Below are 25,129 nucleotides of genomic sequence, written 5' to 3'. Positions count from 1 at the left end.
GAGTGCTCGTCGGCGATGCCGGTCCCGGAGGAGGTGGCCGCCGCCTTGTCCTCCGGCCGGGTCCCGGCGGCCCCTCCGCCGGTCACTCGACCGAGCGACCCCCGGCCGTTCGCAGTCTTTGCCAAGCCCCGCAGGGATTACGCGGACTTGCGGCTGTCCCTCGGGTGAACCGCGATGTTCATCGCGCCCGAGCGCAGCACCGCCAGGCGCTCCTCGAGGACCTCTTCGAGCTCCTCGCGGGTGCGCCGCTCCATCAGCATGTCCCAATGCGTACGGGCGGGCTTCGCCTTCTTCTCCTCAGGACCGTCACCGTCCACGAGAAGTGCCTGGGCCCCGCAGACCTTGCACTCCCACTCCGGCGGAATCTCGGCCTCCACGGAGAAGGGCATCTCAAAGCGATGGCCCTTCTCGCATGCGTACTCCACGGCCTGGCGCGGGGCCAGGTCGATGCCGCGGTCCGTCTCGTAGCTGGTCACTACGAGGCGTGTGCCGCGAAGAGCTCGCTCACTCATGAATCGTGCCTCCCGGGCTTGTCGCCCACAGGACAGGTGTCGCTGTCGTCGTCATCCGGTCAACGTCCGGTCGGCGGTAAAGATTCCCGGTCCCCGGGTCATGCGTCGCCGTCGTAGCCGCCCCTTGTTGTACCCACCAGTGCCCGGTTTGTCACATCTGACACCAGATGTGGCCTAACGTCGCAGATTCTTGACGTGCAGTAACGGTACGCCTGGCAGGCCAACCGCGTACACTACCGGCCTTTGCCTTCAGGTGCTAAATCCGGGTCGGTACAGGATTCCCCGCGTCGTGGATCGCCTGACGCACGGGTACCCGCGCGAGCAGGACAAAACCGATCACGAAGAAAGCCACGAGGGACACGATCGCGTCCCGGTAGCTGCCGGTCAGCTGGAACGCGAGCCCGAAGACAAGCGGTCCCACCCAGCTCATGCCCCGGTCGCTCATCTCGTACGCGGAAAAGTACTCGGCCTCCTTGCCCGCCGGGACGAGGTGTGAGAACAGCGAGCGGGAAAGGGCCTGGGTGCCGCCCAGGACGAGCCCGATACCGACCGCCAGGGCGTAGAACCACCCGGGCGAGTCCTTCGGCAGGAAATAGCCCGCCCCGATGGTCACCGTCCACGCCACCAGCGAGCCGAGGATCGTGCGCTTCGCGCCGTACGCGCGCGCGAGGCGGCCCATCCCGAGCGCCCCGGCCACCGCCAGGACCTGCACCAGGAGCACCGCCGTGATCAGCGACGACTGATCGAGGCGCAGCTCCTCGGAGCCGTACACGGACGCCTGGGAGATCACCGTCTGCACGCCGTCGTTGTAGACGAGATAGGCCAGCAGGAAGGAGAGCGTCAACGGATGGCGGCGCATGTCCTTCAAAGTGACGACCAGCTGACGCAGCCCCGTCGCCGTCCGCGCACCGCCCTGCGCGGGAACCGTGCGCCGTTCACGCAGACGGCGCAACGGGACGAGGGTGAACGCGCCCCACCAGAGCCCGGCCGACGCGAGGCAGATGCGCACGGCAGCCGACTCCGTGAGGCCGAAGGAGTCGTGGGCCAGATAGAGCACCAGGTTCACCACGAGGACCAGCGAGCCGGCCGCGTAGCCGAAGGCCCAGCCGCGCGACGACACGGCGTCGCGCTCCTCGGGCGGGGCGATCTGGGGCAGGAAGGAGTTGTAGAGAGCCATCGACACGGCCAGCGAGGCGTTCGCCACCACGAGGAGCAGTCCGCCGAGCAGATAGCGGTCGCCGCCCAGGAAGAACAGGGCCGTCGTGGCCGTCGCGCCGATGTAGGCGGAGAGCGCGAGCAGCGGCTTCTTGCGGCCCGACCGGTCGGCGGCCGCGCCTGCGACCGGCATCACGAAGATCGCGACGATCACCGACAGGGAGACCGTGTACGCGAAGAAGGACCCGGCGCGCACCGGTATGCCCAGCGGGTGCACATAGCCGTCCGCGTCCGCGGCGGCCTTCGCGACCGACGTGAGGTACGGGCCCAGGAACACGGTCAGGACGCTCGTCGAGTAGACGGAGCACGCCCAGTCGTAGAAGTACCAGCCGCGTTGTTCGCGCTTGCGGTCGGCGAGGGCGGTCGCGCCCGTCGCCGTCTCGTGCGCGGTGTCGGTGCCCACCCGTGTCCCCTTGTTGTCCCCGTGCGTCCGGCGCGTCGCGGGCGCAGGCCCTCAGACCCAGCTTCCCCGGTCCTTCAGGACGTCCCGCAGCGTCTCGATGTGATCGGAAACTATGCCATCGACCCCCAGGTCGAGAAGTCTCCGCATCTCGGACTCGTCGTTGACCGTCCAGACATGGACCTGAAGCCCGCGCGCGTGAGCGGCCCGTACGAAGCGCTCGTCGACCACCCGGATCCGCCCGTGGGCGACCGGGACCTGGGCGCACACGGCCGAGCGGCGCAGCGCCGCCGGGAGGCCGTACGACTTCAGGCGCAGACCGAGCACGCCCTTGGTGCCGTACGAGGTGGCGAGGCGCGGCCCGGCGATGGCCTGCGCCCGCGCGACCCGGCCCTCCGAGAAGGAACCGATACAGACCCGGTCCCACGCGCGCGTGCGGCGCAGCAGGTCCAGCAGCGGCACGAGGGCCGGTTCGGCCTTCACGTCCACGTTCCACCGGACGTCTGGGAAGGCCTCCAGCAGGTCCTCGAGGAGGGGGACGGGTTCCGTGCCCGCCACGCGCGCGTGGCGGATCTCGCTCCACGGCAGGTCGGCGATCCGGCCCCGCGCGTCCGTGACCCGGTCGAGGGTGGCGTCGTGGAACGCGACGAGGCGGCCCTCGCTCGTCGCGTGCACATCCGTCTCGATGTAGCGGTAGCCGAGGTCCACGGCGTGCCGGAACGCGCTGAGCGTGTTCTCCAGACCGCCCGCGGCCCCGCCGCGGTGGGCGAGGGCGAGCGGCCCGGGATGGTCGAGGTAGGGGTGGCGTACGGGGTGGGTCACGGTCGCAGTATCGCCCGCCGCGGTGACGCCCCGGCAGCCGCGGTGGATCCGGCGGACGGCGCGGGGGCGGCGAAGACGCGCAGGAAGAACTGCGCCAGCGGGCCGATCGCGATCGCGTACAGCCCCGTGCCCACGCCGATCGTGCCGCCCAGCAGGAACCCGGTCACCACGACGGCGACCTCGACGGCGGTGCGCATCAGGCGGATCGAGCGGCCCGTGCGCAGATGCAGCCCCGTCATCAGGCCGTCGCGCGGCCCGGGGCCGAACTTCGCCGCGATGTAGAGGCCGGTCGCCGCCCCGTTGAGCACGATCGCGACGACCATCAGCGGAATGCGCACCCCGTAGGAGTGCACATCGGGCACCACGGCGAGCGTGCCGTCCATGGCGAGGCCCACCACGAAGACGTTGGAGACCGTGCCGAGGCCGGGCCGCTGCCGCAGCGGGATCCACAGGAGCAGCACGACCGCGCCCACGCCGATCGACACGACGCCGATCGAGACGCCGGTCAGCTCGGAGAGTCCCTGGTGCAGCACGTTCCACGGCTCCAGGCCGAGCCCCGCCTCCACCAGGAGCGCCGAACTGGCGCCGTACAGAGCGAGACCCACATAGAGCTGGAGAAGGCGGCGGACGAGCGGGCCGCCGCGCGGAGCGGCCGACGACGGCTCCGGTACGGACGACGGCTCTGGTACGGACGTCCCCGGCGACGACGGCTCTGGCGCTGACAAGAGGTGCCCCCTGTGGTGGTAGTGGACCGGCTCGTGACACTCTGTGGCCTGTAAACCCAGGCCAACCATGGCCAATTCCGGGAAGGTGGACTGGACCGCATGGCTCAGTGGACTTCGGCGATCGGCTCGGCCCAGCTCGCCCGGCTGCTCACCTCGCAGCAGGACCGCCCGGCCGGGCCCGGCACCCGCCGCCCGCCGGCCTACCGGGCGCTCGCCGACGGCATCCGGCTGCTCGTCCTGGAGGGCCGCGTCCCGGTGGCCACCCGGCTGCCCGCCGAGCGCGAACTCGCCCAGGCGCTCTCGGTCAGCCGCACCACCGTCGCGGCGGCCTACGAGGCGCTGCGCGGCGAGGGGTACCTGGAGTCCCGCAGGGGAGCGGGCAGCTGGACCGCGGGCCCGGCCGGGAACCCGCTGCCCGCGCGCGGTCTCGAACCCCTGCCGCCCGAGTCCCTGGGCTCGATGATCGACCTCGGCACCGCCGCGCTGCCGGCCCCGGAACCCTGGCTCACCCGCGCCGTGCGGGGCGCCCTCGACGAACTGCCGCCCTACGCCCACACCCACGGCGACTACCCGGCCGGTCTGCCCGCGCTGCGCACGATGATCGCCGAGCGGTACACCGCCCACGGCATCCCCACCATGCCCGAGCAGATCATGGTGACGACCGGCGCCATGGGTGCCATCGACGCGATCTGCCACCTCTTCGCGGGCCAGGGCGAGCGCGTCGCCGTCGAGTCGCCCAGCTACGCCAACATCCTCCAGCTCATGCGGGAGGCCGGTCTGCGGCTCGTCCCCGTCGCCATGGCCGACCGGCTCGCCGGCTGGGACCTCGACCGCTGGCGGCAGGTCCTGCGGGACGCCGCGCCGCGACTCGCCTATGTGGTCGCGGACTTCCACAACCCGACCGGCGCGCTCGCCGACGAGGAGCAACGCCGCTCCCTGGTCGACGCGGCCCGCTCGGCGGGCACCGTGCTCGTGGTCGACGAGACCATGACCGAGCTGTACTTCGACCGCGACCGGGGCATGCCGCGCCGCGTCTGCGCGTTCGACCCGGCCGGTTCGACGGTCGTCACGGTGGGCTCGGCCAGCAAGGCGTTCTGGGCCGGCATGCGGATCGGCTGGGTGCGGGCCGCCCCGGACGTGATCCGCAGCCTGGTCGCCGCACGCGCCTACGCGGATCTGGGCACTCCGGTCGTGGAGCAGCTGGCCGTGAACTGGCTGCTGAACACCGGCGGCTGGGAGGAGGCCGTGGAGCTGCGCCGCTGTCAGGCGCGGGAGAACCGGGACGCCCTCGTGACCGCACTGCGCCGGGAGCTGCCCGACTGGGAGTTCGACGTGCCGGACGGCGGTCTGACGCTGTGGGTGAAGGCGGGCGGGCTCTCGGGTTCGCGGCTCGCCGCGGTGGGGGAGCGGGTCGGGGTGCGGGTGCCGTCCGGTCCGCGGTTCGGCGTCGACGGTGCCTTCGAGGGCTATGTGCGACTGCCGTTCACCGTGGGCGGCGCCGTGGCCGACGAGGCCGCCGTGCGGCTCGCGGCGGCGGCCCGGATGGTGACGGACGGCCAGGGTGCGGGCGGGGACGTGCCGCGCACCCTGATCGCGTGATCCGTCGTCAGCGCTCCGCGAGCGCCTCCGCCTCGTCGGGAACCGCCTCCACGGCGGTGTCCGAGGCGGTGTCGGTTCCGGACGGGGGCGTGATCCGGTCCGGCAGCAGGGCCATCACGGCCTGCCGGTGGGCCTCGCTGGTCGCGTCGTCGTACGGGTCGGGCGTGGCCGGCACCTGGAGCCGGTGGACCGGTCCCGTGCCGAGCCGGGCGTAGCCGCGGCCGGCCGGTACGTCGGAGGTGGGAGTCGTCGGCGGCTGGATGCCGAGGACGTCCTCCAGCTCCTGCGCGGTGGCCGGACCGAGCACCACGCGCGCGCGGGTGTGCTGGCGCACCGGCTCGATCAGGGCGTCGAGGCTGTCGAACTGCTCGGCCACCACGACCGTCACCCCGGCCGCGCGCCCGTGCCGCAGCGGCACCTGGAGCAGGCTCTGCGGATCCTTGCGACCGTCCGCCGCGGCGAGGTGGCCCAGCGCGCCGGGCCGGTCGAGCAGGATCCACAGCGGGCGCTTGATGTCGTCCGGCGTCGGGTGTCCGGCCTGCCGCGCCCGGTTCGCCGCGATCAGCCGGCGCTCGGTCTCGTGCGCCGCCCATTCGAGGCTGGCGAGCGCGCCCGCGAGGCCGCACTCGACGGCGAGGACACCGTCCCGGCCGACCAGGCACGCGTAGTCGCCGGTGCCGCTGCCCTCGATGATCAGTACGTCGCCGTGCTGGAGGGCCTGCAGCGCGATCGAGCGCACGAGGGACGTCGTGCCGCTGCCGGGCTGGCCCACGGCCAGCAGGTGGGGCTCGGTGGAGCGGACGCCGGTGCGCCAGACGACCGGCGGCACGTCCCGCTGTTCCTCGCCGTCCATGACCGGCAGCGTGCGCTGCACCCCGGTCTCGTCGGTGAAGCCGAGCACCGTCTCCGCCGGGGCGGTCACGAAGCGCTGGGCGGCGATGTCGGTGGGCAGCGGGGCGAGCACGGTCACGGTGAGGTGGTTGCCCTCCTCGTCCCAGGCGAAGTGGTACTCACGGCCGCGGCCCAGCTTGGCGCCGAGCAGCTGCTCGATCCGCGCCCGGGACTCCGCGTCGCCGTCGGCGAAGTAGGCGGGATAGCTGATCGTGAGCCGGTCGAAGCGGCCGTCGCCGTCGAAGTCGTACGTCTCGAAGGCCTGCTCCCACTCGCCGCCGTGGGCGTAGAGCGGGTTCGGGTCCTCGGCCACCGAGAAGTAGGGGACGAGCGCCTCGTAGAGCGAGGAGAGGCGCTTGACCTGCGACTCGTCGGGTCCCGCCGGTTCCTCGGGCTGCTTGGGGTCGCGGCCCTTCCACGCGGCCGCCGCCATGACCGTGATGATCGCGAGCAGCGGCCCGTAGGGAATGAACACCACGACCAGGACCACGGCGGCCACCAGGAACAGCAGCGGTCCGCGTCGGTCCTTGGGGGTCTCCGTCCACTTGCGTCGTCCGGCGGCAGCCAGACGACGCAGTCCACGGGTGATCGTGATGAGCGGGTGGAGGACGTCGGTGGCGCCGTCGGCGGCCGTCCGTGCCATTTCCCGGCTCCGGGCGATGGAGGCGCTGCCGGTGCTCAGAATCCGGGGCAACGGGGAGTTGGGACGCCTGACCACGTCGGTCTCCTGAAGGTGTGTGCGGGTGGATGGGCCGTCAGAACTTGATCCCGCCGAGCAGGCTGGCGAGGCTCGCGCCGCCCGCCTTGATGCTCGGGGCGATGGCCGTGCCCGCCAGGTAGAAGCCGAAGAGGGCGCATACCAGTGCGTGCGAGGCCTTCAGTCCGTCCTTGCGGAAGAAGAGGAAGACGATGATGCCGAGCAGCACGACGCCCGAGATGGACAGGATCATGAGGGTTCTCCTGGTTGGTGGGGACAGTCACCATGAGTTCTTCCAGGCTCACAGCATGTATCTATACGACAAAAGGTGCAAATGGGTGGATTTTCCCATGTTTCACCCGGTCGGCAGACGTTGTTGTGGCTGGTGAGAGGCCCGGGCGGGCTGCCGGACGGACGTCCGTACTGCCCGTGATCTTTGCCTCGCGGGGGTCGGGTCATGTGCCCCGGCGGGCAGTACCCTGGCGATTCACTCGTACGGCCGCACGGCCGTACCTGCACGGATGTGAAAGGCGGTTCGGCCGATGAGCGAAGCCCCCGACCCGGAGGTCGTGGAGCTGGCCACCAAGATCTTCGATCTCGCGCGCCGCGGCGAGACGGAGGCACTCACGGGGTACGTGGACGCGGGCGTGCCCGCGAACCTCACGAACGACCGGGGGGACACGCTCGTCATGCTGGCCGCGTACCACGGCCACGCACGGACCGTGACCGCGCTCCTGGAGCGCGGCGCCGACGCCAACCGTGCCAACGACAAGGGACAGACCCCGCTCGCGGGCGCCGTCTTCAAGGGCGAGGAAGCCGTGATCAGGGCGCTGCTCGCGGGCGAGGCCGATCCGGCCGCGGGGACGCCGTCGGCGGTCGACACGGCCCGGATGTTCGGCAAGGCGGAGCTCCTGGAGCTCTTCGGCGCCTCCTGACACACGGGCGCCGGCCAGGCACGACGGGGGTGCGGGAAATGTGGTCGCGGCGGGCGGAACCGCTGGGTCATGATGACGGCGTGATTTACGGACGCGATGGCGGGGCAGGTGCTGCCCACGTGCCACGCGGGCCGTAACTGGCCCGGATCGGGCCTTGGACGAGAGGCAGAGAGATGGTCTACAGCAAGCAAGAGACGGCGGGCGCTCCGACGTGTTGTCGCGTGGCCAGGTAAGTGCAGATTCCCGGTTGCGTCGACGCTTGATGTGAGGCTGTTTCCCATGTTCGAACCGGTCATAGCGCCCAGCGGTACGCTGCTCGGCCTGCTGCAGCGAGGCCGCGGTGACGGCACGCTGCACGCGCTGACGGCACCGCGGGACGAGGCGCTCGCGGCTCTGAATCACTGTGTGCTGAGCGACCCCCGCCACGACTGGCAGGTGGAGAACCGCTCCCTGTACTACGCCCGCCTCTACCTCGATCTCCACGGCGAGCTCGGGGAGATCGAGCGGCACCTCTTCGACCCCGACGACCTGCTCGACACCGACGAGTGCCGTACGGGGCTCGCCCTGTCCGTGCTCGGGCACCTCGCCTCCTACGGCAGGCGGGACGCCCTGGAGCTGCTGCGCAGGTACGCCGCCCTCGGCGGGAACTGGGCCTGGGCGCTCGACGAGCTGGCCCTGCGCGACGACGACGCCGGACTGCGCGCCCTCGCCGAGCCGGTCCTCGCCCGTTTCCCGCTGGACGCCGAGGCCGACCTGGTCGCGGCCGTCCGGGACGCCTTCGAGCCCCGCCCGTGGCGGCTGTGGGCCGAGGATCCGCGGCCTCATGTGGGCGCACGCGTGCGTGCCGCCCAGGAGTCCGGCTCCTTCGACCGCTGGCAGCGGCAGATGCGGCCCTCGGGGCCACGCCCCGAATGGAGCGTGCAGGCGGTCTTCGACTGGGCGCAGCAGGGCTTCGAGCGAGGTGCGGCGCTGTACGTGCCGGCCGCGCGCTGCCTGACCGCGGTCGCGGGCCCCACCGACCGTGCCGAGATCCTGCGGGCCGCCCGCGAGGGCTCGGACGGAGCCCGCTGCACCGCTCTGCGCTATCTCACCGACACCCACGATCCCGACGTACTGGATCTCGTCGAGGCCGCCGTGGCGTCACCCTCCCGACTGGTGGTGGACGCGGCCGTGGACTGCTTCGAACGGATGCGGTCCGTCGCCGCCGTGGAGCGCGCCCGCCGCTGGGTGCCGCGGCCCGACGTGCTGGGCGCCGCCGCCGGGCGGATGCTCGCGTGCCGGGGCGGCATCCAGGACCGCGAGCTGGTCCTGACCGCCCTCCGGGAGGCCGTCCGCGGCGACGGCCCCGACGCCCCCACCCTCTGGCCGCTCGTCGACGGAGCGGGCCGCCTCGGCATCGCCTGCGCGGCCCCCGTCCTGCGGCACATCTACCGCGAGACCGCCTCCTCCCACGGCCGCGGACAGGCCGCCCGCGCCCTCGCCGCCACCGACCCCTCCTTCGCCGCGGGATTCGCCGTCGAGTGCCTGTGGGACTGCGAGGAGTCCACCCGCGAGATCGCCGCACGGCACGCCGAGACCGGTGACGCCCGCGTCGTGGACCAGCTGCGCAGGCTCGCCGCCGATCCGGCCGAGGAGGCCGAGGTGCAGACCGCCGTACGCAGCAGGATCGGGCCGGACGCGACGGCCCTGTGACGCCCTGATGGACGGGAGGCGGCCCCTGGGCGAGGGGCCGCCTCCCGCTGTTCTCCCCGGTGTCGCGGGGTGACGCAACGCTCATGGGACGTTCCACGGCGGGAAAGATCCACTTTGACGTGGGCACGCCGGACGCGGCGAGAACACCCGTATGCGTGTCGTCATCGTGACCGAATCCTTCCCGCCCGACATCAACGGAGTGGCGCACTGCGCCCTGCAGACCGCCCGGCATCTCGCCGCCCGCGGTCATGACCCCCTGGTCATCGCACCCGCCGTCGCCCCCGCTACGGCGGCCGGTCCCGAGGCGGACGCGGCCGCGCCCTGCCCGGTGGTCCGCGTCCCCTCCCTCCCACTGCCCGGTTACCCGCAGGTCCGGGTCGCCCTGCCGAGCCGCCGCGTCGCCCAGACCCTGGCCGCGCACGGCGCCGAACTCGTCCACCTGGCCAGTCCGTTCGTGCTCGGCGTGCGGGGCATGGCGGCCGCCGCCCGGCTGCGGATCCCCGCCGTCGCCGTCTACCAGACCGACCTCGCCGGCTACGCCCGTACGTACATGGGGACCGGGGAGGCCACCGCCTGGCGGCGGATCCGCGGGGTGCACGGCGCCGCCGACCGCACCCTCGCCCCGTCCACGGCGGCCCGGCGCGATCTGGAGGCGCACGGGGTGCCGCGGGTGCGGCTGTGGCCCCGGGGAGTGGACGCCGTACGGTTCCGACCCGCGCTCCGGGACGAGCGGCTGCGGGCCGACCTCGCTCCGGGCGGCGAACTGCTCGTCGGATACGTGGGACGGCTCGCGCCCGAGAAGCAGGTGGAGCTGCTGGCACAGGTGTGCGGGCGGCCCGGCGTGCGGGTCGTGATCGTCGGTGACGGGCCGAGCGAGACGTCACTGCGCGGCGTGCTCCCCGGCGCCCGCTTCCTCGGGCGGCGCACCGGCGACGACCTCGCCCGGATCTACGCCTCCCTGGACGTCTTCGTGCACACCGGCCCGTACGAGACCTTCTGCCAGACCGTGCAGGAGGCCATGGCGAGCGGCGTCCCGGTGGTCGCCCCCGCGGCCGGCGGCCCGCTCGACCTCGTGGCGCACGGCTCGACCGGCCTGCTCGTGCCGCCCGGCGACGCCCGCGCCGTACGCGACGCGGTGGAGACGCTGGCCGCCGATCCCGGGCTGCGGGCCGCCTTCGGCGCCGCGGGCCGCGCGGCGGTGGCCGGACGGACCTGGTCGGCGGTGGGGGATCAGCTCCTCGACCACTACGACGAGGTGCTGCACGCCCGGACGGCGGTGGCGGCATGAGCCGGTCACTGCGCATCGTGCGGCTCGCCAACTTCGTCACGCCCGCCTCGGGCGGCCTGCGCACCGCGCTGCGCGAACTGGGCGCGGGATACGCGGCGGCCGGACACGAGCCCGTGCTGATCGTGCCGGGAGAGCGGACGGCCGACGAGGAGAGCGACCAGGGTCGCGTCGTCACACTGCCGGGACGGCCGCTGCCGGGCACCGGCGGATACCGGGTGCTCGCCGACCGGCAGCGCGTGACAAGGCTGCTGGAGCGACTGCGCCCCGACCGCCTGGAGGTCTCCGACCGGACGACGCTGCGCTGGACCGGCGAGTGGGCGCGGCGGGCGCGGGTGCCCGCCGTCATGGTCTCCCACGAGACGGCCGACGGCGTCCTGCGTGCCTGGGGCCTGCCCGATGCGGCGGCACGACGGGCCGCCGACGCGCTCAACGCCCGTACGGCGCACGCCTACACGCGCGTGGTGTGCACCACGGAATGGGCCGAGCGGGAGTTCGTGCGGCTCGGCGCCCGCAACGTGGTGCGCGCCCCGCTCGGCGTCGACCTCGTGCGCTGCCGGCCGGGGGCGCGGGACGCGGACGTCCGGGCGCGATACGCGCGCGAGGACGAGATTCTGCTCGTCATGTGCACCCGGCTGTCCGTGGAGAAGCGGCCCGGTACGGGACTCGCCGCGCTGGCGGCGCTCCGTGCGGCGGGCGTCCCCGCCCGGCTCGTCGTCGCCGGGGACGGGCCGCTGCGGGCCCGGCTGGAGCAGCGGGCGCGGGGGCTGCCGGTGACGTTCCTCGGGCACGTCGCCGACCGGACGGCACTCGCCGCGCTCCAGGCCACCGCCGATGTGTGCCTGGCGCCCGGCCCCGCCGAGACGTTCGGCCTCGCCGCCCTGGAGGCACTGGCCTGCGGAACCCCGGTCGTCGTCAGCGCGTCCTCCGCGCTGCCCGAGGTGGTCGGCGCGGCCGGTGCCGTGGCCGCCGACACCGGAGCGGCCTTCGCCCGCGCGGTGCGGGAGGTGCTGGCGCGGCCCGGACGAGAGCGCCGCGAAGCCGCACGCGCGCGTGCGGAGTGTTTCGGGTGGGACGTGGCGGTGGACGCCTTCCTCGCAGCCCACGACGCGACCCCGGTGAGGGCTGCGACCGGGCTCCCCGTGGGGCGGGAGCCGCGATGAGGCCGCTCCGGTTCGCCGCGCTCGGCGACTCCCTCACCGAAGGCATCGGCGACCCCGTCGGCGGCGGCCGGTGGCGGGGCTGGGCCGCCCTGCTCGCGACCGGGCTCGCGCCCGCCCACGTCCCCGTGGAGTTCCGGAACTTCGCGGTGAGCGGGGCACAGACCGGCGACGTCCTGGACCGGCAGTTGCCTGCCGCGCTGGCCTTCGCCCCCGACGTCGTCTCCGTCGTCGTCGGCGTCAACGACACCCTGCGCCACACCTTCGACATCCACGCGGTGGCCGCACGCCTCGACTCGGTCTACGGCGCGTTCGGCGCCCAGGGCGCGGTGCTGCTCACCGCCTGTCTGCCCGACCCGGGCGCGCTGCTCGGCCTGCCCGGGGCCCTCGCCCGCCCGCTGGCCCGTCGGCAGCGCGCGGTGAACTCCGTCGTCCACGTCCTGTCCGAACGCCACGGCGCCGTGCACCTGCACGCCGCCGAGGGCGACGGAGTGGCCGACCGCGCGCTGTGGAGCGCGGACCGGCTGCATCCCGGGGAGCGCGGGCACCGGCTCCTCGCCGCCCGCTTCCACGCCCTGCTTGAGGCGTCGGGCGTGGCCCATGGCCCGGCTCCCGGCACCGAGCCGGACGGACCCGCGCCGACCCGCACCGCCGCCTGGTGGTGGCTGGCCACCGCGGGCACCGGCTGGGTCGCCCGGCGCTGCACCGACCTGCTGCCCCAACTCGTCGCCCTGGCCGCGGAGGAGGTGCGGCACGGACTGCGCGGGACCGGCGCACGGCTCGATCTGCGTGCGTCGGCCGGGGTGGCGGCGGCCCTGTCCGCGACCTCCGGCGGGACGGTGCGCGTCGCCGCCGAGCGGTGCGTGCCGCTCCGGTCAGTCCGCGAGCAGCCCGAGATCGCGCAGTGACGTCGCCGAGTCCACGAGCGTGGTCGCCGGGTCGCGCGGCTGCCAGCCGAGCTCGGTGCGGGCCCGGTCGTTGCGGATGACGGGGCGGGGCAGCGGGGCGCCCGGCGCCTCCTCGGCCGGTACGCGCGCGGCGAGCGGTCCGAGCCGTTCGCGCAGGACGGCCGCCAGTTCGACGAAGCTCAGCGTCGGGCCGTTCGCGACGGCCAGGAAGCGCCGTCCCGCGGCCCCGGGAGCGGCCATCGCCCTCAGGTGCAGGTCCGCCACGTCACGGACGTCCACGACGCCGAAGCGGGCCCTCGGGGCCACCGGCATCGCACCGTCGAGCATCGCCTTCACCAGTTGCATGGAGGAGCCGAGCACGGGCGTCAGGGTGGGCCCGAAGATGCCCGTCGGGTTGACCACGACGAGTTCGGTGCCGTCGCCCGAGCGCTCCATCAGGTCCCACGCGGCCCGCTCGGCGATCGCCTTGGAGCGCGGATAGGGCGCGAGCCCCGGGGCGTCGGGATCGGTCCAGTCGTCCTCGGTGAACTCGGCGCGGGTCCCCGGCGTGTAGCCGACCGCCGCGAACGACGAGGTCAGCACGGTGCGCCGGACGCCCGCGGCGCGCGCCGCGCGCAGCACCCGCAGGGTGCCCTCGCGCGCCGGGACGATCAGCTCGTCGGGGTCGTCGGGCTGCACGGCCGGGATCGGGGAGGCCACATGGTGCACCTCCTCGCAGCCGGCCACCGCGGCGGGCCAGCCGTCGTCGCTCATCAGGTCCGCCGCGACGACCTGGAGCCCGGCGTCGTCGGCGCCGCCGCGCCGCACCGCCGCGCGCACCTCGGCCTCGCGGGCCGTCGAGCGCACCGTGGCCCGCACCTCGCGCCCGCCGAGCAGCAGGGCCGTGATCAGGTGCGTACCCAGATAGCCGGACCCGCCGGTCACCAGAACGGGGCTCATCGCAGCACCTCCAGACGCCGGGCGGCGTCGAGGGACCGCTGCGTCGCCACGGCCTCCGCCGCGCCGTCGCCGCGCTCGCGCGCGTCCCACAGGGCGGCCTTCTCGCGCAGGTAGCCGAGCCGGGCGCGCTGCGCGGCGATCTCCTCCTCGACGCGGGCCGCGTGGCGCAGCAGCAGATCGCGCTGCTCGGCGGCGGCCGACCGGCCGCGCGCCCGGTTGGCCTGGTAGGTGCGCATGTCCTCGATGCTCATGCCGACGGCGCGCAGGCAGGCCAGCGCCTGGAGGAGGTCGAGGTCCTCCTCGGCGTAGCGGCGGTGCCCGCTGCGCTCGTCGCGGCCGACCGGGCCGATCAGCCCCACCTCCTCGTAGTAGCGCAGAGTGGGCTCGCTCAGTCCACTGCGCCGCGATACGTCCTGAATCGTGTAGCTCGACATGTCCGCAGCAGAACACACCTCAAGCGCTTGAAGGCAAGCGCGGCGAACCGTGGCGCTCACGCGGGTTCCCAGCGGTCAGTAGGGCGGCGCGATCCGGTACTGCTCGTCCCGGGTGTCCGCGACGAACATGTGCCCCGGCGCGTGGGTGATCGCGAACGGCGGCCGGGACGCCGTCACGGCCGCCTGCGGTGTCACTCCGCAGGCCCAGAAGACCGGGATGTCGCCGGGAGCCCGGTCCACCGGGTCGCCGAAATCGGGTGCGTCGAGGTCTGTGATGCCGAGGACCCCCGGGTCGCCGATGTGCACCGGGCCGCCGTGCACCGCCGGCATCAGGGAGCTCTCCCGGATCGTCGCCTCCAGGGCCTGCGGCGGCACCGGACGCATCGACACGACCAGCGGACCGGCAAGCCGGCCCGCGCCGCGGCACGCGCGCGTGGTCACGTACATGGGCACGTTCCTGCCCTGCTCGACGTGGCGCAGCGGCACCCCGGCCGCCGCCAGCGCCCACTCGAAGGTGAAGCTGCAGCCGAGCAGGAAGGAGACCAGGTCGTCGCGCCAGTGGTCGACCACGTCGGTCGGTTCGGCCGTCAACACACCGTGCTCCCACACCCGGTAGCGCGGCAGATCCGTGCGCAGATCGGCGCCGGGAGCCAGGACGGTGGTCCGACCGCCCGCGTCCGTGACGTCCAGGACCGGGCACGGCTTCGGGTTGCGCTGGCAGAACAGCAGCATGTCGTAGGCCCAGTCGGCCGGTACGGCGATCAGATTGGCCTGGGTGTGACCGCGCGCCCAGCCGGCGGTGGGGGCGCTCGCGCCCGCGCGGAAGTGGGCGCGGGCCCGCTGGGGAGTCCAGGTGGCGGTGAGGGTCTCGGTGCGGTCGTTGGTGAGGTTCACAGCAGTTCCTTCCCGCGGGTCTCCGGCAGTCCGAGCAGGGCCACGACGGCCAGGGCGTATCCGATGGCGCCGAAGACGAGCGCGCCGCCCACGCCCCAGCTGTCCGCGAGGAAGCCGACCAGGGTCGGGAAGACGGCGCCGACCGCCCGGCCCGTGTTGTACGTGAAGCCCTGTCCCGTGCCGCGGACGGCGGTCGGGTACAGCTCGCTGAGGTACGAGCCGAAGCCGCTGAAGATGGCCGACATGCAGAAGCCGAGCGGGAATCCCAGCACCAGGAGAAGGGTGTCGGCGCCGTCCGGGATGTGCGTGTAGACGAGGATGCTCGCCGCGGACAGGACCGCGAACAGGACGATGTTGCGCTTCCGGCCGAGCCGGTCGGTGAGGTAGCCGCCCGTCAAGTACCCGACGAACGCACCCGAGATGAGGAACGTCAGATAGCCGCCGGTGTTCACCACCGTGAGGCCGCGGTCCGTCTTCAGGTAGGTGGGCACCCAGGTGGCGAGCGTGTAGTAGCCGCCCTGCACGCCGGTCGACAACAGGACCGCGAAGAGCGTCGTGCGCAGCAGGCCCGGCCGGAAGATCTCGGTGAACGACCCTTTGCGCGCGCTGCCTTCGAGCTTCTCCGTCGCTTTCGGGGCGTCCTGCACCCGGCGGCGCACCCAGAGCACCAGCAGGGCCGGCAGCGCCCCGGTCCAGAACATGACGCGCCAGGCCAGATCGTCGTCGAGGAACTGGAACACCAGGGTGTAGACGACGACGGCCAGGCCCCAGCCCGCCGCCCAGGCGCTCTGCACGGCGCCGAGGGTGCGGCCCCGGTGCCTGGCCGAGGCGTACTCGGCGACCAGGATCGCGCCGACCGCCCACTCGCCGCCGAAACCGAGGCCCTGGAGGGCGCGGAAGACGAGCAGCGTCTCGTAGTCGGGCGCGAATCCGCACGCCACGGTGAAGACGGCGTACAGGCCCACCGTGAGCATGAGGGCCCGCACCCGCCCGTACCGGTCGGCGAGCACACCGGCGGCGGCCCCGCCGACGGCCGAGACGACCAGGGTGACCGTGGTGATGAGGCCGGTCTGGCCGCTGTTCAGCCCGAAGTACGCGGCCAGCGCGACCATGCTCAGCGGCAGCGTGAAGTAGTCGTAGGAGTCGAGGGCGTAGCCGCCGAAGGCCCCCGCGAACGCGCGTCGGCCGCGCGGACCGAGCGCCCGCAGCCAGCCGAGGGCGCCGTCGTCGGAGTGGGGGAGCGGTGCAGGCGGTGAGGGCGGTGCGGTCGTCCCGGGGACGGCGGTGCCCGGCGGCGGTGGGGTCGTGCTCATGAAGCACCTCGCAGGAGAACTCGGGAACTCACGGGGAGATGAGCGTGCGGAGGAGCGTGCGTGGTGGTGCGTGCAGCGGAGCGGTGCCTGACCGCCAAGGTAGAGGATCGTTGAACGATCCCTCAATACCCACGTTGTCTCGTTCTTGTATCTGCGCTTGAATTCGGCCGTGGCCACGGAAGAGCTGAACGCACTCGCCGACGACCGCGCGCTGCTGGGCCGCACCAGCACCGCCGAGCGCGTCGCGGACATCCTCAGGACCCGGATCGCGGAGGGCTTCTTCCCGCCCGGCACCCGCCTGTCGGAGGACAGCATCGGCGGTGCGCTCGGCGTCTCCCGCAACACCCTGCGCGAGGCGTTCCGGCTGCTCACGCACGAGCGCCTGCTCGAACACCGGCTGAACAAGGGCGTCTTCGTACGGGTCCTGAGCATCGACGACGTCGAGGACATCTACCGGACCCGGCGCATGATCGAGTGCTCCGTCGTGCGCTCGCTCGGCGAACCCCCCTTCGCCCTGGACCGGGTGGCCGCGGCCGTCGAGGACGGCCGGCGCGCCGCGGCGGCGCGGGACTGGAAGGGCGTCTCCACGGCCAACATCCACTTCCACCGCGAACTCGTCGCCCTCGCCGGCAGCGAGCGCACCGACGAACTGATGCGCAGCGTCCTCGCCGAACTCCGGCTCGCCTTCCACGTCGTGGACGACCCGCGCCGCCTCCACGAGCCCTACCTCGCCCGCAACGCCCGGATCGTCAGGACCCTCTCCGACGGGCACCGCGACGAGGCCGAGACACTGCTCGCCGACTATCTCGACGACTCCCGCGACGGGCTCGTCGAGGCGTACGGACAGCGCGTGGCCGAAGAGGCGTGACGGCCTCGCGGGACCGAGGCATCTGCGTCGTTTCGACCGTTGTCGGACCCAGCGCCTAGTCTGTGCTCCGTGACTTCGCCTGCCACCACGGAATCCGTTCCGCCCCAGCTCAGCGCGGGGCCGCGCCCCGCACCGGGCCCGGCCGCCGACGAAGGGCTCGCGCGGCGGCTGCGCGCGCTCGCCTGCACCGCGCCCCTGCACGACCTGGACGTGCGCAAGGCGAACCTCGCGGGCGAGTACTCGACGTACGGCATGGCCGAGGTCGCCCTCTCCGCGATCGACCTCGTCACCCTGAACATGGACTTCGACACGGGCGCCGACCACGAGCAGATAGTGGCTCGTCTGATGCCCCGCATCGCCGCCCAGGCCCCGCAGCGCCCGGCCGTCGAGCACGAGCGGGTGGCGCGCTGGGTCCTGGAGAACCTGATCAACGTCGGCAGCGTGGACCGGGGCTTCCGCGCGGTCTACGGGACGTTCGCGACGGACGGCTCCTACGTACGGCGCGACTACGACTTCAAGCTGATCGAGGAAGTCCCCGGCTACGGCGGCAGCGTCTACCTCCGCACGACGGACGAGGCGGTGAACGTCCTCGTCGGAGCCCTCGACACCGATGTCACCAGCGCCCAGATCGCCGCCGAGGTGAAGCTCGACGTCCTGATCAGCCGCGGCCGCCTCGCCGACGCCCAGCTCGCCGCCGAGCAGGCCCGCTACCGGACCGTGCAGTACTCGGAGACCCTGCGCAAGGCACTCGACGCCACCCGCCGCAATGTGCGCGCCGTCGACTGGCTGCGGGCCGTCCCCGACATGATCGCCGAGGCCCTGGACCACGTGGCGGACCGCTACCGCCACGAGAACGCGATCCTGACGAACATCCGCAAGGCGCGCGACGAGTCCGAGGACCCCGAGCAGAAGCGCCGCGCCGCCGAACTCGTCGACATCGTCAAGGACTGCATCCGCCGCCACACCCAGCTCCAGTCCCGGCTCCTGGAGGCCGGACCGCTGTTCCGCGCCGAGCAGGACCGGCAGGCCTTCGCCGCCCCCTCCGCGCGCGCGGGCCTCGACCTGTACGGGCAGCTCGTCGCGCCGCTGCTGCCGCTCCCGGTGCAGGACGCGCGCAAGGTGACGGACGCCTTCTTCGCGCGCGGCACGGGACTGCGCACCCCCGTCTCCGTACGCGTCGGGGACCTCGTCGACATACTGCTGACCCCGCCCCTGGAGCGGGAGCACCTCGGCGCGGAGATGCCCGAGCCGGACCTGATCGAGACCCCGGACGACAGCCGGTTCAGCGAGGCGCAGCTCGCGAGCGCCAAGCAGCTCCTCGACCTGCCGGCCGACGCGCCGCGCCGCCTGTCCGGACTGCTCGCCGAAGCCCGCCGCCGCGACCCCGAACTGCCCTACCTGGTCGCCCTCTTGGCGGTGCACGCCGCCAGCCCGGCTGTCGGCACCGCCTACCGGCAGGGCGAGGAGAAGCTGCTGTTCGCCGTGGACGACGGCACCGAGCTCGACGACGACGAGTTCGGCGGCGCCGACCTCATCGTGGGCACCGCGCTGCTCGACGCGGCAGGCATGGCCGCGGACCGGACGGAGGCCGCGTGAGCCACGGACCGCGCCGGATTCCCGGGCACCGGATGTACGTAGGAACGATCAAGGAGCACCGCCCGTGACCGAGCACCCCGAAGAGCACGCCGAATGGGGCGAGCCCGAGGCGTCGGGCCCGGCCAGGGGCGCGGCCCCGATCACCCCGGCCGACGCCGCCGACGCGGCGCGGCTCGTCGCCTTCGGCCTGCAGCCCAAGCTCCAGCCCTCCCGTGACCAGGAGTACCAGGAGCTGCTGCGCCGCTATCGCGAGGACCCGGCCTTCGCCCGCCTCGCCGACGCCGTCGCCTCCGGGCTCGGGCTCGTCGTCCTGGAGGTGTCCCCGCGCGCGGGCATGGCCGTGACCGCCGCCGAGGACTCCGTGTTCGCGGTCCGGATGGGCGACTACGCCCGCCGGACCGCCGCCGACTCCACCGACCGCTTCCTGCACGGCCTGGCCCATCTCGCCGTCGCCGCGCTCGCCTTCCCGCGCCCCGAGGACCTCTCCGACGACGGCTACATCGGGCGCGTGAGTGTCAACGGCGTGGACGCGTTCGTCCGCCAGGCCTGCCACAAGCTGGAGGAGCGCGCCGAGGAGCAGGGCGAGAACACCGACCCGGCGACCGACACCCCCGGCCTGGAGGCCGCCTGGCGGATCTGGGCCCGGCGCAGCTCCACCGGCGCCACCAAGGACACCCGCCGCCTGGCCAACTCCACCACCGGCATCGTCGCCAAGGCGGTCGCCTTCCTCACCGACTCCGGATTCCTGCAGAGAACGGGCGACGACGGCGGCGGCACCTACCGCACCACGGCCCGCTACCAGCTCCAGGTCCGCGACATGGCGGGCACCGCCGCCATGGCCGAACTGCTCGACCTGGGCGTCGTCGCCGTCACCGACGGGTCCGCGAGCCTCGTGCCGCCGATGGACGAGGACGCCGGCGACCTCGTCGCCGACGCGGGCCTGCCGTTCCACTCCTGATCGCGAACCTGCCGCATCCTCTGAACTTCCGCACCTACCACGAGAGTCCGCCATGTACGAGCTGTCCCGGATTCGCCTCTACTCCATCGGGCCTGCCGGCGCACGCTACGCCGACACCGTGCTCGACCTGCGGGGCGTCGGAGCGCCCGTGCCCGACCCCGCGCCCACCCAGGCGGAGTTCTTCGAGGACGAGCCCGTCGGCCCGCCGCGCCGCCCCGCGCCGGCCGGCGTGCTCTTCCTGGAGAACGGCGGCGGCAAGTCGGTCCTGCTCAAGCTGATCTTCTCGGTGATGCTGCCGGGCCACCGCAACACCCTCGGCGGCGCCAGCTCCGGCGTGCTGCGCAAGTTCCTGCTCGCCGACGACTGCGGACACGTCGCCCTGGAGTGGCAGCACACCCTCACCGGCGAGTGCGTCGTCGTCGGCAAGGTCAGCGAGTGGCGCGGCCGCCAGGTCTCCAACGACCCGCGGAAGTTCGCCGAGGCCTGGTACTCCTTCCGGCCCGGCCCCGGAATGAGCCTGGACGCACTGCCGGTGGCGGAGTCCAACGCGGTACGGCCCATCGTCGAGGGCGCCTCCCACGCACAGGGCCGCCGCCGCACCATGAAGGGCTTCCGCGACGCGCTCGTCGAGGCCGGCAAGGCCTACCCGCACCTCGAAGTGCACTGGGAAGAGATCCACGACCGGTGGAACGAGCACCTGGGCGACCTGGGCCTCGACCCCGAACTCTTCCGCTACCAGCGCGAGATGAACGCGGACGAGGGCGAGGCCGCCGGCCTCTTCGCCGTCAAGAAGGACTCCGACTTCACCGACCTGCTGCTGCGCGCCGTCACCGACACCCGGGACACCGACGGCCTCGCCGACCTGGTGAGCGGCTTCGGCAACAAGCTGGGCCGGCGCTCCGAGCTGATGGCCGAGCGGGACTTCACCGCCGGCTCCGTCGACCTGCTCACCCGGATCGTGGAAGCCGCCGACACCCGGGCCCGCGCGCGCGACATCCACACCGCGGCCGAGCGCCGTACCCGCACCCTGGCCCGGCGCCTGTCCACCCGCGCCGCCGTCGAGCGCGGCCGCGCCGGTGATCTCGTCCAGCAGGTCACCGCCGCCGCGCACACCGTGACCGAGGCGGAGTCCGCACGCGAGCGCAGCGCCCTGATCGCCGCCGAACTCGCCTACCGGCACGCCTCGCTGGCGCTCACCGGGGCCGAGAAGGCCGCCGCCGCGCAGAAGCGCGAGCTGGCCGACGCCCGTACGCTGCACTCCGCCTGGCAGGCCGCCGAGGCCGTCCTGCGCCACCGTGCCGCGGCCGACCGCTCCGCGCGCGTCGCCGTCGCCATCCGCGAGGCCGAGCGGGACGCGGCCCCCGCGCTCGCCGCCCGCGCCAAGGCCGCCCACGACCTCGTCCGGGCCCTGCACGGCGCCGCCGAGCGCGCCGAGACCCACGCGAACGAGGAGGAGGAGCGCTCCGCCGTCCTCCAGGAGGCCGGCGAGACCGCGCACCGCGACGCGACCGCCGCCGCCACCGACGCCCAGCGCGCCCGCAGCGAACTCGGCCACCTGCGCCAGCGGCTCAGCGAGGTCGAGCAGGAGACCGCCGAGGCCGTCCGGGCCGGCTGGCTCGACGACAGCGCGCCCGACGCCGACCCGGCCCGCGCCGCGCTGGCCGCCGCCGACGCGGAGAAGACCACCGTCGCCGCCTGGGACACCGCGCGCGAGGCCGCCCGCCGCGCTTCGGAGCACGCCCGCGAGACCGCCTCCACCGAGGCCCGCGCCGAGCTGACCGCGGCCCGCGCCGCCGACGCCGCGGCCGCCGCCGAGAGCGCCCACCGGGCCGAGGACCGGGCCGCCGCATCCCTCGCCGCCGAGGAGCGCCTGGCCGAACTGCTGGGGCTGACCGGGCCGTTGCGAGAGGACGGGCAGGCATCGCCCGGGGCGGCCGACGCGCCCCTCACCACCGACGACCTTGACCGCGCCGCCGACGACCTCAAGACCCTCCTCGACGACTCCGTGGCCTCCGCGGAGCGGCAGCTGTTCGACCTGCGCACCGCCGCGGCCGACGACTCCCGCATCCTGGGCGCCCTCGGCGACGGCGGTCTGCTGCCGCCGGGCCCCGACGTCCTCGCCACCGTCGAGTTCCTCGGCGAGCACGGCATCCCGGCGCTGCCCGGCTGGCGCTACCTCGCCCAGTCCGTCGACCCGGCCGACCACGCGCGCGTGCTCGCCGCCCGGCCCGAGCTGGTCGACGGCGTCATCATCACCGACCCCGACTCCCACGTCCGGGCCAGGGACGCGCTCGCGGGCGCCGCGCTGCTGCCGCGGTCCGCCGTCGCCGTCGGTACCGCCGCCGCGCTCCTCGCCCCGACCCCGGCGGAGAACGCCTCCGACGAGGGCGTCTTCCTGGTCCCGCCGAACCCGGCGATGCACGACGAACACGCCGCCGACGAGGAGCGTCAGGCACTGCGCGAGCGCGCCGCCCGCCGCGACGAGGACATCCGCACGCTCGCCGGACGCCTCGGCAAGGACCGCGAGCTGGCCGCCCGGCTCGGCTCCTGGCGCTCCGGCTGCCCGGCCGGCTACCTCACCGAACTGGCCGACGTCGCACGGGAGGCCCGGGCGTTCGCCGAGGAGACCGAGGCCGAACTCGCCGAGGCCCGCACCGCGCGCGCCGAGGCCGACGAGATCGCCGCCGAGGCCACCCGGGTCCGCGACGAGCGGCAGGAAGCCGCGCAGAAGGCCCGCCGCGCCGCCGACGCGCTCGCCGGACTCGCCTACCGACTGCGCGAGCGCGCTGCCTGGCAGGCGAAGGTCCGCGAACTCGCCGACGAGGCCGTCGAGTTCGAGGCCCGCGCCCAGACCTGCCTGGAGGGGGCCCGCGCCGCCGACGAGGACCGGCGGGCCGCCCAGCGCTCCGCCGACGACGCCCACCGCACCGCCCGCACGCTGCGCGCCGAGCGCGCCGAGATCGCCGGCGCTCCCGACGACGTACCCGAGGGAGAGGCCCCCAAGGCGTCGCTGCCCGCTCTCCGCGAGGCGTACCGGGCAGCGTCGCAGGTGTACGAGAAGGTGGGCGTCGGCGCCGACCTGCGGGCCGAGCAGGCGCGTGCCGAGAGCGACGAGAGCGCCGCGCTCGCCGAGCTGAACCGGCTCACCAACAAGGTGCGCACCCGCGCCGCCACCCTCCTCGAATCACCCGAGGGCGCCGACGGCCCGTCCCGGCAGGCCGCCGCGGCCCGCGCCGACGAGCACGTGCAGCTCCTGGAGACCCGCGCCTCCACCGCGAGCGAGCAACTGGGACGGCTGCGCGGCGAGGCCGAGCGGCACGCGCCCGAGGACGGCACCGCGCACACCGAGCTGCCCGACGAGCTGGTCCCCTCCGGCACCGAGCAGGCCCAGTCGCTGCTGCGCACCGCCACGACCGAACTGGCCGTGCGCACCGACGCGCTGGCGACCGCCCGCGCCGCCCACGCCGAACTCCTCGACGCGCACCGGGCCGCCGAGGACGGGGCAGGCGGCTTCGACGAGACGGCCGCGCTCCTGCGCGACCTGCTGCGCGACCACACCGCCGACGCCGACGAACAGGAAGAGCCCGAGCCGTACCCGGGCGGCCTGGAGGAGGCCCGCACCGCCGCCGGCGAGACCCGGCGCTCCCTGCGCGGCTGCGCCGCCGACCTGTCCGGCGCCGAGGCCGCGGTCCGCGAGGCGAGCGACATCCTCGTACGGCATGCGAACGCGACACGGTACGAGGCCGTGCGCACCCCCGCCCGGCAGCAGATCCGGGAACTGCCGGCCGCCACGCTGCCGGAGCACGCGCAGAAGTGGGCCGACGCCTTCGCCCCCCGGCTGCGGGTGCTGACCGACGAGCTGGCGCAGCTGGAGCGGAACCGCGACTCGATCGTCGACCGGCTGCGCGGACTGGTCGAGTCGTCGCTCGCCACCCTGCGCTCCGCCCAGCGCCTGTCCCGGCTGCCGGAAGGACTCGGCGAGTGGTCCGGGCAGGAGTTCCTGCGGATCCGCTTCGAGGAGCCCGACCAGGCCACGCTCACCGAGCGGCTCGGCGAGGTCATCGACGAGGCGACCCGGGCCGCCGTCAAGAAGAACTCCGACCTGCGGCGCGACGGCATGTCCCTGCTGCTGCGCGGAGTCAGCGCCGCGCTTCAGCCCAAGGGCGTGGCCGTCGAGATCCTCAAGCCGGACGCCGTACTGCGCGCCGAGCGGGTCCCCGTGGGGCAGATGGGCGACGTGTTCTCCGGCGGCCAGCTGCTCACCGCCGCCATCGCCCTGTACTGCACGATGGCCGCGCTGCGCTCGAACGACCGGGGCCGCGACAAGCACCGCCACGCGGGCACGCTGTTCCTCGACAATCCGATCGGCCGCGCCAACGCCACGTACCTCCTGGAGCTCCAGCGCGCCGTCTCCGACGCGCTGGGTGTGCAACTCCTCTACACCACCGGCCTGTTCGACACGACGGCGCTCGCCGAGTTCCCCCTCGTGATCCGGCTGCGCAACGACGCGGACCTCAGGGCCGGACTGAAGTACATCAGCGTGGAGGAGCACCTGCGCCCGGGCCTGCCGCAGCAGGATCCGGAAGGGGAGACGGTGCACGGCGAGATCACGGCCACCCGGATGTTCAAGCGACCGCAGTCGGAGCCGCAGCCGAGCTGACGAGGTGCGGGGCGGGCGTCAGGTGTGCGTCAACTGCCCGGCCCCGCCCTGCGTCCGTATGGTCTCCGCGCCCCGGCCGCGGGAGCGTGCCGCCCGGCGGGCCTGGCGGCGCTCCCTGCGCAGCTGCCGGGCCGTGCTGGCCGGGACGGAGACGACTCCGTGCCGCTGGTTCCACACCTGGCGCGTCACCCAGACGTCCAGGACACCCCACGTCGCCACCACCGTGCTGGCCACGCTGCTGAGCACCATGGGGAAGGCCAGCCAGGAATCCGCCAGCGTGCACAGCGTCGCGACCATCGCCTGGATCAGGGTGAGGGAGGCGATGAGCACCGCCCGCACCGCCGCCGTCCGCACGGGATCCGGCATCCGGCGCCGCTTCGCCGGCTCCTCGACCCACAGTTCACGCTGCCCCGCCGTGCTCATCACTGCATCACTCCCCGCCGCTCCCGGGCCCCGGTCCTGATGCCCCCGCATCGGCCTGCACAGTGACTGCCCGGTTTGATCACCTTTATGCCGCCAGTGCCGTGTCTCCGGCTCTCTGCGCATGCCCCCGTACCGCCCTGTGATGTACGACGTTTGAAAGGCGCAGAAGATTCCCGTGCACCTTTCCGGCCAACTCCGCTTGA

At 73.8% G+C, this 25,129-nt stretch carries 21 protein-coding genes; 10 read left to right on the top strand and 11 right to left on the bottom strand.

The features are described 5' to 3' along the window. Window positions 1-137: 137 nt before the first annotated feature. From ABT127_RS37065 to yczE, 4 genes are all read right to left on the bottom strand, one after another. On the bottom strand, window positions 138-512 hold the full coding sequence (locus ABT127_RS37065; protein ID WP_003977404.1) for an RNA polymerase-binding protein RbpA: 375 nt from the start codon (window positions 510-512) through the stop codon (window positions 138-140). Between the two features lie 256 nt (window positions 513-768). Beyond that, window positions 769-2,130 carry an MFS transporter gene (locus ABT127_RS37060; protein WP_351460252.1) on the bottom strand — a complete coding sequence of 454 codons (1,362 nt, stop codon included), beginning with the start codon at window positions 2,128-2,130 and terminating at the stop codon, window positions 769-771. A 51-nt stretch (window positions 2,131-2,181) separates the two neighbouring features. Beyond that, a complete protein-coding gene (locus ABT127_RS37055) occupies window positions 2,182-2,949 on the bottom strand; it encodes a glycerophosphodiester phosphodiesterase family protein (protein ID WP_351460250.1) in 768 nt (255 codons plus the stop codon). Then, the gene (yczE, locus tag ABT127_RS37050; RefSeq protein ID WP_502971842.1) at window positions 2,946-3,554 is read right to left on the bottom strand and encodes a membrane protein YczE; all 609 of its coding nucleotides are present in this window, start codon (window positions 3,552-3,554) and stop codon (window positions 2,946-2,948) included. Before yczE ends, ABT127_RS37055 begins: the two co-directional genes overlap by 4 nt. A gap of 219 nt (window positions 3,555-3,773) precedes the next feature. Here yczE and ABT127_RS37045 point away from each other — a divergent pair, with 219 nt between their 5' ends. Then, on the top strand, window positions 3,774-5,273 hold the full coding sequence (locus ABT127_RS37045) for an SCO1417 family PLP biosynthesis transcription factor (protein WP_351460245.1): 1,500 nt from the start codon (window positions 3,774-3,776) through the stop codon (window positions 5,271-5,273). 7 nt (window positions 5,274-5,280) lie between these two features. Here the strand turns inward: ABT127_RS37045 and ABT127_RS37040 are convergent, their stop codons facing one another. Together ABT127_RS37040 and ABT127_RS37035 are read right to left on the bottom strand one after the other, a co-directional pair. After that, entirely contained in the window at window positions 5,281-6,807 is a 1,527-nt protein-coding gene (locus ABT127_RS37040) for a hypothetical protein (RefSeq protein ID WP_351460242.1), read from the bottom strand. 112 nt (window positions 6,808-6,919) lie between these two features. Then, window positions 6,920-7,114 carry a hypothetical protein gene (locus ABT127_RS37035; RefSeq protein WP_018534760.1) on the bottom strand — a complete coding sequence of 65 codons (195 nt, stop codon included), beginning with the start codon at window positions 7,112-7,114 and terminating at the stop codon, window positions 6,920-6,922. A 289-nt stretch (window positions 7,115-7,403) separates the two neighbouring features. On the opposite strand from ABT127_RS37035, the gene ABT127_RS37030 reads away from it, so the two are divergent. The 5 genes from ABT127_RS37030 to ABT127_RS37010 all read left to right on the top strand — a co-directional run bounded on the left by ABT127_RS37030 (window position 7,404) and on the right by ABT127_RS37010 (window position 12,841). Further along, window positions 7,404-7,796 carry an ankyrin repeat domain-containing protein gene (locus tag ABT127_RS37030; RefSeq protein WP_351460238.1) on the top strand — a complete coding sequence of 131 codons (393 nt, stop codon included), beginning with the start codon at window positions 7,404-7,406 and terminating at the stop codon, window positions 7,794-7,796. A gap of 279 nt (window positions 7,797-8,075) precedes the next feature. Next, on the top strand, window positions 8,076-9,488 hold the full coding sequence (locus ABT127_RS37025) for a HEAT repeat domain-containing protein (RefSeq protein WP_351460236.1): 1,413 nt from the start codon (window positions 8,076-8,078) through the stop codon (window positions 9,486-9,488). Between the two features lie 151 nt (window positions 9,489-9,639). Continuing rightward, a complete protein-coding gene (locus tag ABT127_RS37020; protein ID WP_351460234.1) occupies window positions 9,640-10,776 on the top strand; it encodes a glycosyltransferase family 4 protein in 1,137 nt (378 codons plus the stop codon). Next, the gene (locus tag ABT127_RS37015) at window positions 10,773-11,936 is read left to right on the top strand and encodes a glycosyltransferase (protein WP_351460231.1); all 1,164 of its coding nucleotides are present in this window, start codon (window positions 10,773-10,775) and stop codon (window positions 11,934-11,936) included. Before ABT127_RS37020 ends, ABT127_RS37015 begins: the two co-directional genes overlap by 4 nt. Further along, complete coding sequence (locus ABT127_RS37010) at window positions 11,933-12,841, top strand: SGNH/GDSL hydrolase family protein (RefSeq protein ID WP_351460228.1); 909 nt, start codon at window positions 11,933-11,935, stop codon at window positions 12,839-12,841. Before ABT127_RS37015 ends, ABT127_RS37010 begins: the two co-directional genes overlap by 4 nt. Here the strand turns inward: ABT127_RS37010 and ABT127_RS37005 are convergent. The 4 genes from ABT127_RS37005 to ABT127_RS36990 form a co-directional block, all read right to left on the bottom strand. Then, window positions 12,809-13,780 carry an NAD-dependent epimerase/dehydratase family protein gene (locus ABT127_RS37005; RefSeq protein ID WP_351460225.1) on the bottom strand — a complete coding sequence of 324 codons (972 nt, stop codon included), beginning with the start codon at window positions 13,778-13,780 and terminating at the stop codon, window positions 12,809-12,811. The genes ABT127_RS37010 and ABT127_RS37005 overlap by 33 nt on opposite strands. Then, on the bottom strand, window positions 13,777-14,214 hold the full coding sequence (locus tag ABT127_RS37000; RefSeq protein ID WP_351460222.1) for a MerR family transcriptional regulator: 438 nt from the start codon (window positions 14,212-14,214) through the stop codon (window positions 13,777-13,779). The genes ABT127_RS37005 and ABT127_RS37000 overlap by 4 nt, the downstream gene beginning before the upstream one ends. Before the next feature lie 75 nt (window positions 14,215-14,289). After that, a complete protein-coding gene (locus ABT127_RS36995) occupies window positions 14,290-15,108 on the bottom strand; it encodes a putative hydro-lyase (protein WP_351460220.1) in 819 nt (272 codons plus the stop codon). Continuing rightward, the gene (locus tag ABT127_RS36990; RefSeq protein ID WP_351460217.1) at window positions 15,105-16,421 is read right to left on the bottom strand and encodes an MFS transporter; all 1,317 of its coding nucleotides are present in this window, start codon (window positions 16,419-16,421) and stop codon (window positions 15,105-15,107) included. Before ABT127_RS36990 ends, ABT127_RS36995 begins: the two co-directional genes overlap by 4 nt. A 169-nt stretch (window positions 16,422-16,590) precedes the next feature. On the opposite strand from ABT127_RS36990, the gene ABT127_RS36985 reads away from it, so the two are divergent. The 4 genes from ABT127_RS36985 (at window position 16,591) to ABT127_RS36970 (ending at window position 24,503) form a co-directional block, all read left to right on the top strand. After that, entirely contained in the window at window positions 16,591-17,289 is a 699-nt protein-coding gene (locus ABT127_RS36985; protein WP_351460214.1) for a GntR family transcriptional regulator, read from the top strand. Window positions 17,290-17,358: 69 nt separating this feature from the next. Then, window positions 17,359-18,885, top strand: a complete 1,527-nt coding sequence (locus tag ABT127_RS36980; RefSeq protein ID WP_351460211.1) for a hypothetical protein — start codon at window positions 17,359-17,361, stop codon at window positions 18,883-18,885. Window positions 18,886-18,949: 64 nt separating this feature from the next. Further along, window positions 18,950-19,843, top strand: a complete 894-nt coding sequence (locus ABT127_RS36975) for a hypothetical protein (RefSeq protein ID WP_351460208.1) — start codon at window positions 18,950-18,952, stop codon at window positions 19,841-19,843. 52 nt (window positions 19,844-19,895) lie between these two features. Continuing rightward, window positions 19,896-24,503: a coiled-coil domain-containing protein gene (locus ABT127_RS36970; protein ID WP_351460206.1), complete on the top strand. Its 4,608-nt coding sequence runs from the start codon at window positions 19,896-19,898 to the stop codon at window positions 24,501-24,503. Between the two features lie 18 nt (window positions 24,504-24,521). Here the strand turns inward: ABT127_RS36970 and ABT127_RS36965 are convergent, their stop codons facing one another. Then, window positions 24,522-24,977, bottom strand: a complete 456-nt coding sequence (locus ABT127_RS36965) for a hypothetical protein (RefSeq protein ID WP_502971841.1) — start codon at window positions 24,975-24,977, stop codon at window positions 24,522-24,524. Window positions 24,978-25,129: the final 152 nt, after the last annotated feature.

This window comes from Streptomyces sp. NPDC001904 (assembly GCF_040297005.1).
Lineage (GTDB): Bacteria > Actinomycetota > Actinomycetes > Streptomycetales > Streptomycetaceae > Streptomyces.
The sequence above is the reverse complement of the archived record's forward strand: the minus strand, read 5'-3'. Positions and strand labels throughout refer to the sequence as shown.